The organism is bacterium (genome assembly GCA_035380285.1).
Lineage (GTDB): Bacteria > Auribacterota > Erginobacteria > Erginobacterales > DAOSXE01 > DAOSXE01.
Genome location: DAOSXE010000009.1, coordinates 76,327 through 91,610, shown reverse-complemented (window position 1 = coordinate 91,610; position 15,284 = coordinate 76,327). Strand labels below are relative to the sequence as shown.

17 protein-coding genes and 1 tRNA gene are annotated in these 15,284 nt (G+C 59.0%); 6 read left to right on the top strand and 12 right to left on the bottom strand.

Annotated features, from left to right (window positions below):
* Window positions 1–140: 140 nt before the first annotated feature.
* The 5 genes from PLZ73_04965 to PLZ73_04945 all read right to left on the bottom strand — a co-directional run bounded on the left by PLZ73_04965 (window position 141) and on the right by PLZ73_04945 (window position 3,485).
* Window positions 141–614, bottom strand: coding sequence for a DUF2703 domain-containing protein (locus PLZ73_04965; protein ID HOO77222.1), 474 nt, complete (start codon window positions 612–614; stop codon window positions 141–143).
* Between the two features lie 46 nt (window positions 615–660).
* Window positions 661–2,307, bottom strand: coding sequence for a hydroxylamine reductase (gene hcp / locus PLZ73_04960; GenBank protein HOO77221.1), 1,647 nt, complete (start codon window positions 2,305–2,307; stop codon window positions 661–663).
* A gap of 68 nt (window positions 2,308–2,375) precedes the next feature.
* Window positions 2,376–2,777 (bottom strand): cupin domain-containing protein, encoded by a 402-nt coding sequence (locus PLZ73_04955; GenBank protein HOO77220.1) that lies wholly within the window; start codon window positions 2,775–2,777, stop codon window positions 2,376–2,378.
* Window positions 2,774–3,016, bottom strand: coding sequence for a hypothetical protein (locus PLZ73_04950; GenBank protein ID HOO77219.1), 243 nt, complete (start codon window positions 3,014–3,016; stop codon window positions 2,774–2,776). Before PLZ73_04950 ends, PLZ73_04955 begins: the two co-directional genes overlap by 4 nt.
* A gap of 40 nt (window positions 3,017–3,056) precedes the next feature.
* Complete coding sequence (locus PLZ73_04945; GenBank protein HOO77218.1) at window positions 3,057–3,485, bottom strand: Rrf2 family transcriptional regulator; 429 nt, start codon at window positions 3,483–3,485, stop codon at window positions 3,057–3,059.
* A 244-nt stretch (window positions 3,486–3,729) separates the two neighbouring features.
* Between PLZ73_04945 and PLZ73_04940 the strand changes: the two genes are divergently transcribed.
* Together PLZ73_04940 and PLZ73_04935 are read left to right on the top strand one after the other, a co-directional pair.
* The gene (locus PLZ73_04940; protein ID HOO77217.1) at window positions 3,730–3,918 is read left to right on the top strand and encodes a hypothetical protein; all 189 of its coding nucleotides are present in this window, start codon (window positions 3,730–3,732) and stop codon (window positions 3,916–3,918) included.
* Window positions 3,911–4,255, top strand: a complete 345-nt coding sequence (locus tag PLZ73_04935) for a hypothetical protein (protein ID HOO77216.1) — start codon at window positions 3,911–3,913, stop codon at window positions 4,253–4,255. The genes PLZ73_04940 and PLZ73_04935 overlap by 8 nt, the downstream gene beginning before the upstream one ends.
* Window positions 4,256–4,727: 472 nt before the next feature.
* Here the strand turns inward: PLZ73_04935 and PLZ73_04930 are convergent, their stop codons facing one another.
* The 4 genes from PLZ73_04930 to PLZ73_04915 form a co-directional block, all read right to left on the bottom strand.
* Complete coding sequence (locus PLZ73_04930; protein HOO77215.1) at window positions 4,728–5,486, bottom strand: hypothetical protein; 759 nt, start codon at window positions 5,484–5,486, stop codon at window positions 4,728–4,730.
* A complete protein-coding gene (locus PLZ73_04925; protein ID HOO77214.1) occupies window positions 5,480–6,466 on the bottom strand; it encodes a hypothetical protein in 987 nt (328 codons plus the stop codon). The genes PLZ73_04930 and PLZ73_04925 overlap by 7 nt, the downstream gene beginning before the upstream one ends.
* 353 nt (window positions 6,467–6,819) lie before the next feature.
* A tRNA-Asn gene (locus PLZ73_04920) sits at window positions 6,820–6,891 on the bottom strand.
* On the bottom strand, window positions 6,882–7,202 hold the full coding sequence (locus PLZ73_04915; GenBank protein ID HOO77213.1) for a GIY-YIG nuclease family protein: 321 nt from the start codon (window positions 7,200–7,202) through the stop codon (window positions 6,882–6,884). The genes PLZ73_04920 and PLZ73_04915 overlap by 10 nt, the downstream gene beginning before the upstream one ends.
* 474 nt (window positions 7,203–7,676) lie before the next feature.
* Between PLZ73_04915 and mnmG the strand changes: the two genes are divergently transcribed.
* The 4 genes from mnmG to PLZ73_04895 all read left to right on the top strand — a co-directional run bounded on the left by mnmG (window position 7,677) and on the right by PLZ73_04895 (window position 11,977).
* A complete protein-coding gene (gene mnmG / locus PLZ73_04910; GenBank protein HOO77212.1) occupies window positions 7,677–9,542 on the top strand; it encodes a tRNA uridine-5-carboxymethylaminomethyl(34) synthesis enzyme MnmG in 1,866 nt (621 codons plus the stop codon).
* Window positions 9,539–10,165, top strand: coding sequence for an imidazole glycerol phosphate synthase subunit HisH (gene hisH, locus PLZ73_04905; GenBank protein ID HOO77211.1), 627 nt, complete (start codon window positions 9,539–9,541; stop codon window positions 10,163–10,165). Before mnmG ends, hisH begins: the two co-directional genes overlap by 4 nt.
* A 1-nt stretch (window position 10,166) precedes the next feature.
* Window positions 10,167–10,925: an imidazole glycerol phosphate synthase subunit HisF gene (hisF, locus tag PLZ73_04900; GenBank protein ID HOO77210.1), complete on the top strand. Its 759-nt coding sequence runs from the start codon at window positions 10,167–10,169 to the stop codon at window positions 10,923–10,925.
* Window positions 10,926–11,038: 113 nt separating this feature from the next.
* Entirely contained in the window at window positions 11,039–11,977 is a 939-nt protein-coding gene (locus PLZ73_04895; protein ID HOO77209.1) for a transposase, read from the top strand.
* Between the two features lie 48 nt (window positions 11,978–12,025).
* On the opposite strand, the gene PLZ73_04890 is transcribed toward PLZ73_04895, so the two are convergent.
* The 3 genes from PLZ73_04890 to PLZ73_04880 all read right to left on the bottom strand — a co-directional run bounded on the left by PLZ73_04890 (window position 12,026) and on the right by PLZ73_04880 (window position 15,190).
* Window positions 12,026–13,009: a hypothetical protein gene (locus tag PLZ73_04890; GenBank protein HOO77208.1), complete on the bottom strand. Its 984-nt coding sequence runs from the start codon at window positions 13,007–13,009 to the stop codon at window positions 12,026–12,028.
* 99 nt (window positions 13,010–13,108) lie between these two features.
* On the bottom strand, window positions 13,109–13,909 hold the full coding sequence (locus PLZ73_04885) for a hypothetical protein (GenBank protein HOO77207.1): 801 nt from the start codon (window positions 13,907–13,909) through the stop codon (window positions 13,109–13,111).
* Between the two features lie 45 nt (window positions 13,910–13,954).
* A complete protein-coding gene (locus tag PLZ73_04880) occupies window positions 13,955–15,190 on the bottom strand; it encodes an outer membrane protein transport protein (GenBank protein HOO77206.1) in 1,236 nt (411 codons plus the stop codon).
* Window positions 15,191–15,284 lie beyond the last annotated feature (94 nt).

The following is a 15,284-nucleotide window of genomic DNA, read 5'->3' as shown; positions in this document are numbered from 1 at the left end:
CCCCTCTCCTCCCGGAAGATAACCGAACGAAAGCTAAGATCGCTTATTGTAGGAGCTCGGAAGGAATAAAGGCAGCCGAACGTTGGTCATCCGCTTCGTCGTCTTCGGGTGAGTGTACCCCCTTTGTCAGTTGGTTCTTGTCATTTCTGACGCTCAGAAGATGACGGACAGCAACCAGGCCTTTGCTTTGGGGACTCTGCAGACGGACAACATGACCCGCGGGATTCGCCTTGAATCAGTTGAGCACCGGCAAGCAACCCTGCCTTGACTATCAGTTCGGCAGGAACAGCCTCGTAGGTCTTACCGTCAACCGTTATAGTTCGGCAGTCCAACTCTCCGCATGTGGAACAACACTTGCTTTGGCCGCTGGTGGCTGAGAGCCACTTTTCGATTGCTTCCCCTGCAATCCAGATACGATTCGACTCCAGCGGGTCCTTAAGGAATGCGGATTCACTAAGGGGTTCTTTCTTCAGAACGACGTCGATATCCAGCTCTTTCAAAGAACGCCTGAGTTTCTTAACTGCGTCTTCTACCGCCGTTTCGGTCGTTCCGCAACGGTCACATGTTTGTCCCTGCCGATTTACCAGGCGTTGCCAACGAATGTGCAGTTCCATGTCTCTCCTGTCACCCTGTTTTGTTATAGCGTATTGTTGAAATACGTTATTTCCCTTCCATCATAGCAGCAATGTCTTCCTCTACGGTGCCGATCGGCTTGATGTCGAATTTCTCAACCAGCACTTTGGCCACACTGGGCGAGAGGAAACCCGGCAGCGTGGGCCCCAGGCGAATGCCCTTGACGCCCAGGAACAACAGAGCCAGCAGCACGGCCACTGCCTTTTGCTCGTACCAGGCGATGTCGTAGGAGACGGGCAATTCATTGATGTCATTCAGGCCGAACGCTTCCTTGAGCTTCAGGGCGATCACCGCCAGTGAGTAGGAGTCGTTGCATTGGCCGGCATCCAGAACGCGGGGGATACCGCCGATGTCACCCAGGTCCAGTTTGTTGTAACGGTATTTGGCGCATCCGGCCGTCAGTATCACCGTGTCTTTTGGAAGATTCTCGGCTACCTCGGTAAAGTAACTGCGGGCTCCCTGGCGACCATCACACCCGGCCATGACGATAAAGCGCTTGATGGCGCCCGATTTCACAGCGTCGATCACCTTATCGGCCAGAGCCAGGACCTGGTTATGTGCGAATCCCCCCACGATTTTTCCTGACTCGATCTCTTCCGGCGGCGCGCATTTCTTGGCCAGTTCCACAACCGCGGAAAAATCCTTGGTGCCGCCTTCCGGCCTGTTCGGGATGTGCTTGGCACCCGGATAGTTGACCACGCCAGTGGTAAACAGCCTGTCCAGATAGGTGTTATCCTTTTTTATCGGAATCAAGCAGTTGGTGGTGAGGACGATGGGGCCGTTGAAAGATTCAAACTCTTTATTCTGATGCCACCACGACCCGCCGTAGTTGCCGACAAAATGGTCGTATTTTTTGAAAGCCGGATAGTAATTGGCCGGCAGCATCTCGCCGTGGGTATATACATCCACGCCTGTTCCTTCGGTCTGTTTCAGCAGCTCCTCCATGTCTTTCAGGTCGTGACCGGAAATCAGGATGCCGGGATTTTTCCCCACGCCGATATTCACCTCGGTGATCTCAGGATTGCCGTAGGCTTTTGTATTGGCCTCGTCCAGCAGGGCCATGGTGTTTACGGCGGTCTCCCCGGCCTTCATGACCATACCGACCATCTCATCCGTTGAAAGCTCTCTGGTGGTGGAAGCCAGGGCCTCCATGAGAAAGCCATAGATTTCATCCTTTTCATGACCGAGAACCGCGGCATGGTCGGCATAAGCGGCGATTCCCTTGATGCCGATGATCAGCATCCATCTCAGGGAACGCACATCCTCGTTTTCTGTGGCCGTGATGCGAACCTCATCGGACATGGCTTTGGCCACGATCTCTTCCCTGTCGTCCGAAGCCCAGGTGGCGCAATCCGGAAGCTCGCCGGATATATCGGAATCGACCTTTTCTTTGAGTGCGTCCCGGACCTTCAGGGCTTCCTTGATCCGGTCGATGATCACGTCATCGTCCCAGGCCACGTTGGTAATGGTGGTGAAAAGGGCTTCGCATATGAAGCGGCCGGCGTCTCTGTCCACCGTGCCCTTTTCCTTCAACTTTTCCCCGTAAACCGCGATGCCCTTGCAAATGTAAATGAGCAAATCCTGAAGATCGGCGGTCTCCTCGGGCTTGCCGCACACGCCTTTAATGGTGCAACCGGTGTTTTTAGCCGTTTCCTGACATTGAAAACAAAACATGGTTTCCCTCCTTGGTTATTCTTGCTTTTATCCTGCTTCTCTTTTTCCGTTAATCTGAATTAGCCTGATCACTCAGCCCCAGTCATCTCGCTGGGGTTCGGTGTCTTGAGGATCAGGAACGTCGCGTTCTCATCCGAAAGGTTTTTGATGTTCATAGGCGTCCCGAAAGCAACGGGGATAAGGTCGCCTTCTTCGGCTGTGATTTTCTCTCCGGCCAAATTAATAACCACCTTTCCTTTGATAACCACGATATGAACATTCGAGTTCGCGGTATGTTGGGGAACTTCCTGGCCGGGTTTCAAAGCCGCCTGCATCATCAGCAGGTACTTTTCATCTACCAGCTTCTTCTTCCCCATCCCCTTATCTTGGTACGGCGCTTCTTTCAACACATTCATCGCTGCTCCTCCATTCGTTATGTATCCCGTCATGCTACATAGAAATACTAATATAAAAACAAGCATTTTCCTCATTGGTTCCTCCTTCCCTTAAGGCGGTCGTACTTCGCCGGTCCGAGGCATTCCCGGGCCGAGGCGCACCACTTCAGGCACGAAGGGCCTAACTCCCGGTAGACCGTCCGCCCGCAGGAGGGGCAGACGGCTTCTTCCTCATCGCTCCAAATCTCCGTCTCCTCCCCGCAGGTCGGACAGATGATCTCATCGGGTTGCGGGTTCTTGATGGGTGCCGAGCCGGGGCACTTGAAAATGGTCATGATTCTCCTCTCCGAGAATCTTTCAGTATTTCAGGCACAGTCATACGGATTTTACCTCCTGCTTTTCAATGTCCTTCACCAGGGAACCGATAGTCAGCTCTTCAAGCTCGGAGGTGACCTTCTTTTCGATCTCCAGGAGCTTCTTGCGGAGGACACACTTGTTCCGGTTGTGGCAGATCCGTTTCCGGAACATGCAATCCACCAGCCGGATATCCCCCTGGAAGATCTCGATCAATCCGATGATCCTGATCTTCTCCGGTGGCACCTTCAACCGGTGTCCTCCGGAAACTCCACCCCTGGTATCCACCAGGCCCCTCTTTCTCAACTCCTGGAGAATCCTTCTTAAAAATTGGAGGGGAATCTTGTCCTCACGGGAAATCTCCCCGGAGGAGACGTAATCTCCCCCGGCCAGGGCCAGGAATATCAGAGCCCGGATCGCATAATCGGTGTTCTTGGTCAGAAGTTTCAATTTATCGCCTTGTTTTGAACCTTAATTGATACCAATTTAGTATTAATTAAGAAGTATGTCAAGGGACTTCTCCATATTTTTTCAGTTGATCTGACTCAAATCAAAGATGAGATAAAAAGAACCCCTCCGTGTATCGCACCTTCCCTCCTTAGTTCTCATTTCCTCTCCTTTGCTTGGTGTTTGCGCTGATAATACCCTTGAAAATGACTATTAGTGAAGACGCAAGTAGTTAGGAGCAAAGGGGATGGATATGCCGAGAGAGAAGAGACAATGCGGGGGGCTTGAGGATTACCAATGGCTGATCGCCCTGATTATTGAGGCCGTGGTCAGGGTAATCACGGCCATTTTCGATAAAGACAAACCGAGTAAGCCGGATACGGGTCCGGCTGCCGAGACCACAACCAACAACGAGAAGGAGCAGAACAATGGCTAAACTACACGGACCTTTGTTCTCCCTGGACGCCAGGGGGAAGCTGGGGAAGGCGCTGGTCTATTCGATCTGGAAGGGGCTTAACTACGCGCGGAAGTACGTTATCCCCTCCAATCCTAATACCACCGCCCAGCAAACGATCAGAGGATACTTTTCCGCTGCGGTGGCCGCTTATAAGGCGGAGGACCAGGCGACGAGAGATGCCTGGGAGGCGGCTAATACGGCTCTGGGTAAGCCCATGACCGGGTTCAACTATTACCTGGGACTGTATGTGAAGTATCTGATCGACAACGCTGGAACGCCGCCTGATCCGCCTTTTATGCCGCCCAGCGGAAGCTAAGCGGCTCCGGTGGCTCCGGAAGATACCCCCGCATCGCCTTATGGCGGTGTGGGGGTTTTCTTTTCCCCATAAACGCCCCTCTTCGTACCCTCTCCGCTTCCACTCCGCTTTAACCGATTTATTTACGGCGCTTCACCCTGCCGGGGTGGGGCGCCTTGTTTTTTAGGGGGATGGCTCGGGCCGGCGAAGCTGGACCGAGGCGGGCGGGGGGATTTAAGGGGGAGGGACGCGGAGCGGAGGCGGCGTGTGGACGCGGGCCACCGGCACGCGCGAGGGGCGAGTGAGGGAGGCGTAGTTAACATAACGTTTCGTTATGTTAACCCGAATGGGCGTCGCGGAGGGGTGAGGCAAGGGCAAGTTCGCATAATATGCGAAAAGCAGTCACGCAAACCAAGTGCCAGAAGGGGTGAAGGAGTCTTTCTCGTCGAGTTTGACCGGGAAATGGCCTAGGGTGATCGGGATGGCTATAGCTTTAATCAAGGTCATAAATTCTCCGGATCTCTTCCAGCACGGAGTCAAGATTCGTTGAACCTAATCCTAATGACTCGAAATCGATTTTTTCCGTTTCCATGCAAGAAACAAACTCTCGTAAATCGTCTTTGACCTTGTCGGGTATGTCCCCGCCAAAGTCCGGATTCAGGATTCGATATAATCTAAAAACATCGTTCCTATGCTTCTTGATATCCTTGCTGTCGATAGTCTCCCCTTTCTCCTTGCGCCTGCTCAAGTCAAGCCAGGCACGTGTTTTGAGAGGGATCAAGTGCTCGGGGCCGACAAAGGAAAGGCCATCCGAATCTTTTTTCCCGCCCTGAAGGAAGCGATAATAGTCATCGTCCAGGAGAATGGCGGATAGGCTTGCAACTTCTTTGCCGATTGGGATGGGAGTCAAGTGGCTCTCATTGGCCACCTGCAGCATATCGGGCGCTCGGGAAAACAACTCCAACATGAATGGATAACCTTTAGTCGCAGGTTCTTTGAAGCGGTAAAATTGCCGCCTGCCCGTCGCTTTTTGCTGGACTTTGTATTTTCCGCCCCGGACGAATTCCCAAAATGTTTCTACGAATGATCTATCCAACGCTTCGACACATAAGACTATGTCCAGGTCTTTGGTGGCACGAAAAGGAAGGCCGGTTTCCCCGAATGCCAGTTCGCAGGCGGTCCCCCCGATAAGCACATAGCGGTCCGCGTAGGGACGGAAGTGTTCTTTAAAGAGGTCCAATCCTATTACCATGGTTGTTCCTTCATCATTTCTTCTAGCGCGGCTTCAATACGCTCGTCCTTGTTTCCCTTGAGAGAAAGATACAACGACAGCCGATCCACCAGTTTATTTTCAGAAAACAGGGCCGGGGCGTAACTCCACACCTCGATTTCGAGTGCCCCCGGCTCCTTAGCGGGAAGCTTTTCGGCTTCCCGCCGCTGATTCAGCAATTTCCAATCTTCTCGGCTCAAGGCAAAAACGGGATTGGCCGGTTCGGCCAACATCGAGTAATGAGCCAGCGCCGTCAGACCTGCGCGCGGCCCCGGTGGTTCCAAGTGCGGCCGATCGATAAAAAGCCGCTTCTTCACCGGACTGCGTAAAAAAGACTGAGCCTTTGCCCAGATATCTTTCGGGGATTCGATAAATCTTAGGCGGCGTTCTCGACCTTGGGAAATTATCTCGCCCAAGCCGGCGGACTCCAGTTCATCGAAGGCACGAGTCATCGTCATAGCGGAATAGCCCAGACATTGAGCCATATCGGTTGGCGTTACTATCTCTTCCGCGTTTCCACGAAGCAAAACATATATGACCAGCGCCTGAGTGGAGGGGCTGAACGTCATGGTTTCGGCTCGAAGCTTCTTGAAATGCTCGCGCAGATCAATGCCCAGAAAGGGGAGGTACATCTGGTTTCCGGGAACCACGAAGGGCAGTTTGTGCTCGATCAGCCGTTTGCGGTTGTAGGCGGTGACCCTCTCCTTCACATAGACGATTTCTCCGTCCCATTTGGTTTTTACCTGGTCCATGTGTTTGCGGACGGTTGCCGGAGATTGCTCCTGTTTGCCGTGGTCTAGCATAAAAAGGTAGGTCATATCAAAAAGTCGTACTTCGAAGAAGGTGTAGGCGTCCCGGAGGAAAAACGGCAGATGTATGCTCTCCGCCCACGTATTCGGGCCGAGCGCAACGTCTAAGGTTTCTTTCATATATCGCTTGAGCTGCCCGAGTTCTGTTTGCATGCCGCCTCCTTATCATTAAACTTGCATAATAACTTTATCACAGTTAATGTGCGGCTCAAGCGTTATTATCTAAAATTATTCGCAAAATCGGATTCTCGACCTCACCCTCCACCAGGCAGTTGTTTCCGGTAACCGCATCTAGCTCGCTCCCAAGGGCCTACCCCCCGAATTGTTTGTGCCCGAGCCGGATAAAGCGATGGCGCAGAACGTTGAACGCTCTGCGCCATCGAACTGGCTCCTTGGGTAGGACTCCCCGTCGCTACGCTCGGGGTGAACTCACGTCCGTTCGCTTCCCGAGACAGAAAAAGCTCACAAAAAAAGGGGGGGCGTTACGCCCCCCCTTTTTTTGTGAGCTCCCCGGGTAGGACTCGAACCTACAGCCTAGTGGTTAACAGCCACCCGCTCTACCATTGAGCTACCGGGGAATAATTTTTGCTAAATAATCGCGCCCAATTCCCGACTTGAGGAATTTCTCTTTTTCTCTCGCTTTTCTTCTGTCCCCAACTCTCTCGCAATAGACCATCTCAAAGGGGCGCCTGCTCCTGGTAGAGCGCGTTTCGCCCCTGTTATGAGCCTTAAGCCTAGCTTCCGGAGCTTGTGAAATACCCGTATAAAGTTTTCCGTCTTTCTCGCTCAAAAGAACGTAGACATAATAATCCATCACCGCCACCCGCTCCCTGCCCGCCTTGCCTGCCATCTGCCGCAGGCAGAGTAGGCAACGTTTGGCGGGTACCATTGAGCCCGCCTCCGGCGGGTAAACTACCGGGGAATATCGAATTTCAAGGAGCAAACTATCGTATTTCCAGAAACGGCAATATAGCCGATTGCCGCTTCGACGCAAGGAAAAAGTGATTCCATCCGTTCGGCAAGAACATAACCGGCAACGAACTCGTACTCCACAGGGGACTGATGACAAACTCCGGGAAGTGTTACCTATGTCCTGAACCCGGACACTCCCTATCTGTGTAATCTGTGGACTCCCAGAGAGGCTGTGGTGGGGTCTGCTGAATTTAGGATACTGTATCTGAATTCTTCCCCCAATCAGAGTAATCAGGGGCAGAAATCTCCCTGGACCGGGGGAGGGGGCTACTGAATACTGGATTCTGACTCCTGAATTCTTTTCCTGAACCCCGAACCCTGAACCCGCTCTTCCCGCCCCCTCTTCCTCACCGTTGCCGATTTTTCCGGAGGAAGCTATGATCCACCTGGAATGAAGAATCGCTACGACATCCTCGTCGTCGGGGCCGGCCACGCCGGCTGCGAGGCCGCCGCCGCCGCCGCCCGGATGGGCTGCCGGACCGCCCTGGTGACCATGGACCTGGACGAGATCGGCAAGCTCTCCTGCAACCCGGCGGTGGGCGGCCTGGGGAAGGGGCAGCTGGTCCGGGAAATCGACGCCCTGGGGGGGATCATGGCCCGGGTCACCGACGGCTGCGCCCTGCATTACCGGCGGCTCAACACCCGCAAGGGGCCCGCGGTCCAGGCCACCCGGGCCCAGGTCGACCGGCACCGCTACCAGGCCCTGATGAAGGAACTGCTGGAGGGGATCGAGGGCCTGGACCTCTGGCAGGACACGGTCGAGGAGATCGCGGCGGAAGGAGAAAGGGTCGCGGGAGTCCGCGCCCGCGTCGCCGGGGAGATCGCGGCGGCGCGGGTGATCCTCACCCCCGGGACCTTTCTCAACGGGCTCATCCACGTGGGCCTGACCAGCTTTCCCGGGGGGCGGATGGGGGCCGAGGCCTCGTCCGGTCTGGCCGGTTCCCTGGCCGCGCTGGGGCTGAAGCTGGGACGGTTCAAGACCGGCACCTGCGCCCGGCTCGACGGGGAGACGATCGATTTTTCCCGCCTGGAGGTCCAGGAGCCGGACCCGGCCCCGCGCCCGTTCTCGTTTCAGGGGCGGCGCCGCCGCGGCCGGCAGCTCCCCTGCCACCTGACCTGGACCACCGAGGCCGTGCACCGGATCATCCGGTCCTCCCTGGACCGCTCCCCCCTCTTTTCCGGGGTCATCACCGGGACCGGGGTCCGCTACTGCCCCTCGATCGAGGATAAGGTCGTGCGCTTCCCGGAAAAGGACCGCCACCACGTCTTCCTGGAGCCGGAGGGCTGGGAGACCCGGGAGTATTACCCCAACGGCCTCTCCACCAGCCTCCCCCTCGATGTCCAGGCCGCGATCCTGGCCGGCATCCCCGGCCTGGAGGAGGCCCGGATGCTCCGCCCCGGCTACGGGATCGAGCACGACTACGTCGACCCCACCCAGCTGACCCCGGCCCTGGAAACGAAGGCCTGGGCCGGGCTCTACCTCGCCGGCCAGATCAACGGCACCACCGGCTACGAGGAAGCCGCCGCCCAGGGTCTTTTGGCCGGGATCAACGCCGCCCTCTCCCTGCGCGGCGAGGAGCCCCTGGTCCTGGGCCGGGAAGAAGCGTATATCGGGGTGATGGTCGACGACCTTGTCTTCCGCGGCACCCGGGAGCCGTACCGGATGTTCACCTCCCGGGCCGAGCACCGCCTCCTTCTGCGGGAGGACAACGCCGATCTCCGCCTCCGGGAGCACGGTTCCCGCCTGGGGCTGGTGGGCGCCCGGGCCCGTTCCGCTTCCCGCCGGAAAGGCCGGCTGATCGAGTCCGAGCGCGCCCGCCTGGCCGGGATCAAAGTCGTCCCCGGGTCGGAGGGAGAAGGGGTCCTGCGCGAGGCCGGGTTCCCCCCCCTGAAGAAGCCCTTGACCCTGGAGGAGGTCCTGCGCCGGCCGGGCGTGGAGTATTCCCTGGCGGCCCGCCTGGCCCCGGCCCCGGCCGCGCTGCCGAAAGAGGTGGTGGAGGGCGTCGAGATCGCGGTAAAGTACCAGGGCTTTATCGAGCGGCAGGAGGAAGCGGCGGGGCGCCTGCGCGCGGGCGAAGGAGTGGGGATCCCCGCCACGTTCCGGTTCCGCGGGCTCCCCGGTCTCTCCAACGAGGTTCAGGAGATCCTGGAGCGCCACCGGCCCCTGAACGTGGGGCAGGCTTCCCGGATCCCCGGCGTCACCCCCGCGGCGATCTCGATCCTGCTGCTGCACCTGAAGAGAGAACGGAAACGATGACCCGGCTGGCGCTGATCGATTACGGAATGGGGAACCTCCTCTCCGTCCGCAAGGCCTTCGAACGCGAAGGGGCGGCCTGCGAACTTTTGGCCTCGCCCCGCCCCTTCTCGGACTGCGACGGCATTCTCCTCCCCGGGGTGGGCGCGTTCGCGGACGCCATGGCCCAGCTCCGGGCCGCCGGCTGGGTGGAGTGGATCGGGGAGGCGGTCTCCTCCGGCAAGCCCTTCCTGGGCATCTGCCTGGGCATGCAGCTCCTCTTCTCCTCCAGCGAGGAGGACGGCGATCACGCCGGCCTCGGCCTGATCCCGGGGAAGGTGGTCCGGTTCCCCGACCGCCCCGGTTTCCACGTCCCCCACATGGGCTGGAACCAGCTCGAGTTCCCCCGTCCCGGAGTCCTCTTCGCCGGAGTCGCCCCCGGCGCCCACGTCTATTTCGTCCACTCCTACTACCCGGTCCCCGACGACCCCGGCGTGGTCGCCGCCGTCACCGACTACGGCGGCCCCGTGGCCGCGGCCGTGGAGCGGGGCAACGTCTTCGGGGTCCAGTTCCACCCGGAAAAGAGCCAGGCCGTGGGGCTGCGCATCGTGGCCAATTTCGTCGGGGTCTGCGGGGGAGGGCGCTGAGGTGCTGGCCCGCCGGATCATACCCTGCCTCGACGTCAAGGACGGCAGGGTGGTCAAGGGGGTCAACTTCCTGGAACTGCGCGATGCCGGGGACCCGGTCGAGCAGGCGCGCTTTTACGAATCCGAGGGCGCCGACGAACTGGTCTTTCTCGACATCACCGCCTCGGCCGAGGCCCGGGCCACCATCGTCGACCTGGCCCGCCGCACGGCCGAGCAGGTCTTCATGCCCTTTACCATCGGTGGGGGCATCTCCTCCGTGGAGCAGATCCGCGACATCCTCCGGGCGGGGGCGGACAAAGTATCCGTCAACACCGCCGCGGTGGGAAACCCGGGCCTCGTCAACGCCGGCGCCCGCCGTTTCGGCAGCCAGTGCATCGTGGTGGCGATCGACGCCCGCCGCCGCCCCGCCGGGGGCTGGGAGGTCTACACCCGCGGGGGAAGGACCCCGACCGGGATCGACGCCGTGGCCTGGGCCCGGGAGGCCGAGAGCCGGGGCGCGGGCGAGATCCTGCTCACCAGCATGGACGGCGACGGCACCCTGGCCGGGTACGACCTGGCCCTGACCCGGGCGGTATCCCGGGCGGTGGGAGTGCCCGTCATCGCCTCGGGCGGGGCGGGCACCCTGGAACATCTCCGGGAAGGCTTGGTGGAGGGGGAGGCTCACGCCGTCCTCGCCGCCAGCATCTTCCACTACCGCACCCACTCCATCCGCGAGGCCAAGGAATACCTGGCCGCCCGCGGCGTCCCCATCCGCCTCTGACCCGCCTTCGTTTCTTGCGTCCTGCCCGATGGTGCGCGGCTGCACGGTTGCCCCCCCCTTATATGTCACAAAAGCTGTGTGACAACTTTTATGACATTTTGTAAGGTGGAGAGATGAAAACGCACAAGATATCCATTCATCGCGAGAGATGGCGCCGAGGTTGTTTGCGTACGTATCGCAAACTCAACATTCCTTTATTGGTTTCGCATATCACTCAACACGCCGCCGGCCGTGATCCGCTTTTCATTCAAAAAGATGATTATGTGATGATGTTGGGCTTGCTGAAGGAATGCGCGGAGTCGTTTCGTATCCGTATACTTGCTTTTTGCCTGATGACCAACCATGTTCATATCCTCCTTCAACAGCAGAACGACAATCTGCCGGCGGCCATGAAATTCTTATTCCAAACGTATGCGGGCCGCTTCAATCGCAGATATGGCCGAAGCGGACATCTCTTCAAATCTTCCTACCGCCAACTCGCTTGTTTTGATGGAGCTTACGCGCTCAGCAATTCCGTTTACATTCACCTCAACCCCGTGCGCGCCGGTATGGTTGAGGAATATCGAGAATATCAATGGTCATCATGGCGGCTGTATTGTCGGGTTGACGCTCCGGTTGCTTTTGTGGACGCAGCGTTCCTTCTGTCCCTGTTGGGAGAAAATCGGGAAGAACAGGTTTCGACTTATTGCGACCTTCTCTCGAACGCTCTTGCCCGAGGTTCTGAAGAACGATTCCCCCAAAGCAGCGCCGTCTTCGCTCTGGATATCTGGAAAAAACGTGCCTTAGGGCTGCTTCAGTTTCATAGTCGGGACCGGAAATTTGCGCCGCCCTCCCAGGGAGACCTGATCGGCGATGAGGCTTTGGAAGCGGTGTTAGGGGAAATTGCGCGATCGGGAGGCTTCAAAGGCCTGAAGACGCCCACGGCGCGTCTTTTTGCTGTGGAACAATTGGAAGCGCGTGGTTATCGATTGAATGACATCGCTGACATGTGGGGTATATCTCTTCGTACGATTATGCGTTTGAAACAAGAAAATGTCACAAAAGATGTGTGACAACTTTTGTGACATTTAGGATTTCGACATGGGCTCGGAGGGGGGAGGTCAGCGCCACTGAGGGTAGCGGTAGTCGGCCTCGTCGTCGGTCAGCCGGTAGACCTGGTTCTTGAGGGGATCCCCGGCCAGGCTGAGGATGTAAAGCTGGTGGAAGTCGTTCCCGTCCCGCCGGGAGGAGAAGACCATCCAGGCGCCGTCGGGAGAGAGGGAGGGGGAATGGTCCTCCCCCAGGTCCTTGGTCAGCTGGATGTACCGGCCCTCGTCCAGGTAAACCATCCAGATATCGGTCTCCTTGCCTTTCGCCGAAGCGTAGATGAGGGCGCTTCCGTCGAGGGACCAGCACATGCCGCTGCCCTCGGCCGGATGGTTGATGATCTCCTTCGGCTTCTCTTCGACCAGGTCGAGCGTGTAGTTCTTGTACTGGTCCAGCTTGCCGTAGCCGAGGATCATCTCGTCCCCCCCCGGGCAGAAGAGCATGGTGCCCCCCTTGCCTTCCTCGAAGGGGGCGAGGAAACGCCGCACCCCGGTATCCATGTCGAGCAGGCAGAGCTTATCGACCCCGGTTTCGGTGCAGAAAAAGGCCAGCGTCTTCCCGTCGGCCGACCAGGCGGGGTAGGCTTCGGCGCCGGGGGTTTCGGTGACGCGGCGCAGGTCGGAGCCGTCGCTGGCGATCAGATAGATCTCGGGGTTGCCGTCGCGGTCGGAGACGAAGGCGATCGTCTCCCGGTCCGGCGACCAGGCCGGCTGCGAGTCGTCGGCGGGGTTGAGGGTCAGGTTCCGGCCTGCGCCCTCGGAAAAATCCAGCAGGTAGATGTCGTTGTCTCCCTCCAGGTCGGCCTGGACCAGCAGCTGCATGTCCGCCGCCGGGGAAGGGAGAGGGACCATCCCCGGTTCCGGAGTGGGGGTGGGAACCGCTTCCGCCCCCGGGGTCGTCGCCGGTTCGGGGAGAGCTTCTTCCCGGTAGTCCCGGGTAATCTGGCACCCCGCCGCCGCCAGGAGAGCCCCCGCGATCATGATTCTCGGGACTTTCATTAGCGGGAATACTAGCACGGATTCATTGCGGCCAACAGAAAAAGGACCGGGAGGCCCGTACGGGCCTCCCGGTCCCGGTTTTTTCCGGCCGCGGCCGGTCTAGAAGAGGAACAGGGCGCCGAGGATGAGTTCGAAATCGGGGGAGCCGTCGTCGAGCCCGATGCCCAGGCCCAGGTTGGCGTTGATGGCCTCGGTGAAGAAATACTGGCCCCCGAAGGTGAGTTCGACGTCGTTGTCGGTGTCCTCGTAGGGTTCGGTGGCGAAGTTGAGCTCCCCGGTCAGGTCGAGCTGCTGCACCGCCTGCCATACGACCCCGGCACCGAGTTCGAACTGGGTGTTGCCGTCGAGCTCGGTCTTGTGGTCGTTGACTTCGATATCGGCGTCGGCGTTGATCCGGATGCCGATGTGGCCGATGAGGGCGAAGATGTCGGAGAAATAGTAGCGGGCCGCCCCGAAGAGCTCGAAGTTGAATTCGCCGCTGGCCCAGGGATGCACGATCTTATCGCTGCCGGTGGGCAGGGTGAAGGAAAGCCCCGCCGAGACCAGGAGGGGATCGGTCAGGATCTGGTACTTGCCCCACATGAGAATGTCGCTGAAGCCGGTTTCGGTGTCGCCCTCGTCGGGGTCGAAGCTGAGCAGGTAGAACCGGGTCCCCACCTCCAGGGCGGGCAGGGCGCTCGGCGACCAGGCTCCCAGGGGGCCGATCATCCAATCCTTGGAATTCTCCCACTTCTGGTAACGGAACTGGCCGTCGACCCAGAACCCGCCCTCGCCGCTGGCGACGGTGGCCCCGTCCCAGTAAGGGGAGTTGGGGAGACGGACGTCTCCGGTGATCTGCGCTCCGGCCGCGAGCGGGAGCGTCATGGCCGCGATGGCGGCGCATACAGCCCACAGTTTCATGCACACCTCCTGTTTGGCGTTTCTGCCGATTGCCGGCTCGTGGTTTTAGAAAAGGTACGAGGAACCGAGGAAGAGGTAAAGGAATGATTCGCTGGCGTCCACCTTCTCCAGGGTCCAATCGTCGTTCCAGCCGATGTACTCCCCGCTCCCCCAGCTGTAGTTGAGCCCGATGTTCATGGTCGTGTTCTGGGTTTCCCGGCCGATACTCAGGGTCAGGCCGTACTTGTTGATGTGGGCCGGGTAGTACGAGGTCTGGGGGTCGGCGTCGGGCGAGGCGGAAAGGCTGGTGAAGAAGCCGGCCCGGATCGGGTACCGGTCCTTGATGTAGTACTCTCCTCCCAGGCTGAAATCGACCACGGCGTCGTACTTCATCGGGTACGCCCAGGTGAGGCCGAACTGGTCTTCGCCCTCGACCCGGTTGAAATCGGCGCTGAAGTGGTAGATGACGTCAAGGGCCAGGGCGAATCGGCCGCGTTCCTCGTAAGCGATTCCGGCCGCGATCTGGGCGGGAATGGTGTTCTCGGTGTCGACGTCGTCGACGTAGTTGACCAGGTTCCCGTCGCCGTAACTGTACTTGATCAGGTACTCGCCGGAGCCGGTCAAGTGAACCGAAGGGGCCTGGAAGGTCACTCCCAGGATCCAGTTGGGGCTCAACTGGTAACGGGCCCCGAGCAGGGCCAGGATGCTGAGGTCGTTGTACTTGATATCCTCCGACCAGGTGTAGGTGGCGGCCCGGATGATGTCCCGGAACCAGCTATAGGTCCGGTAGACGCCGAAGACCGATATTCCCACCGAGAAACGGTCGTCGATCCTGACCCCGGCCGAGGGACCCAGCCAGAGTGACTGATCGTCCTTGTTGTATTTGAAGTAATCGTACTGGTTGACGTAGGCTTCCAGGTCGTTGCTCCGGGCCATATCGGGGACGAAGGCCGAGAGAGCGAAGGCCCAGTCCCGGTTGAGTTTCCAGACGGAGCCGAACGTGGTGGGTACGACCAGGAAGGAGTCGACGTCGATGTTTTTCCCCGGGCCCCAGCCGTCATCGACCGTGTAATCGGCGAAACCGTAGAGGCTGGCCGAAAGGGATACGGTGCTGGAATCGGTGTAGGGGAGCCCCCCGGGATTGAAGAAACAAGATTCGACCGAGGTGGCCAGCCCGAGGGCGGCGCCCCCCATCCCCGCGGCGCGTTCGCCCACGATGTAGTCGCGGTAGTTCCCCTCTCCGGCCCAGACCCCGCCGACCGCCAGGCCGGCCGCCAGCAGCGCCGTCGCGCGTAGCTTCACGTCGCACCTCCCTGTTGAAGACGAGCCCGATTCCTGATTTTCGGACCGCTCCGAACGGCGTCGGGCTCCCCGCATGGCTTGATTCGCAGCCGCG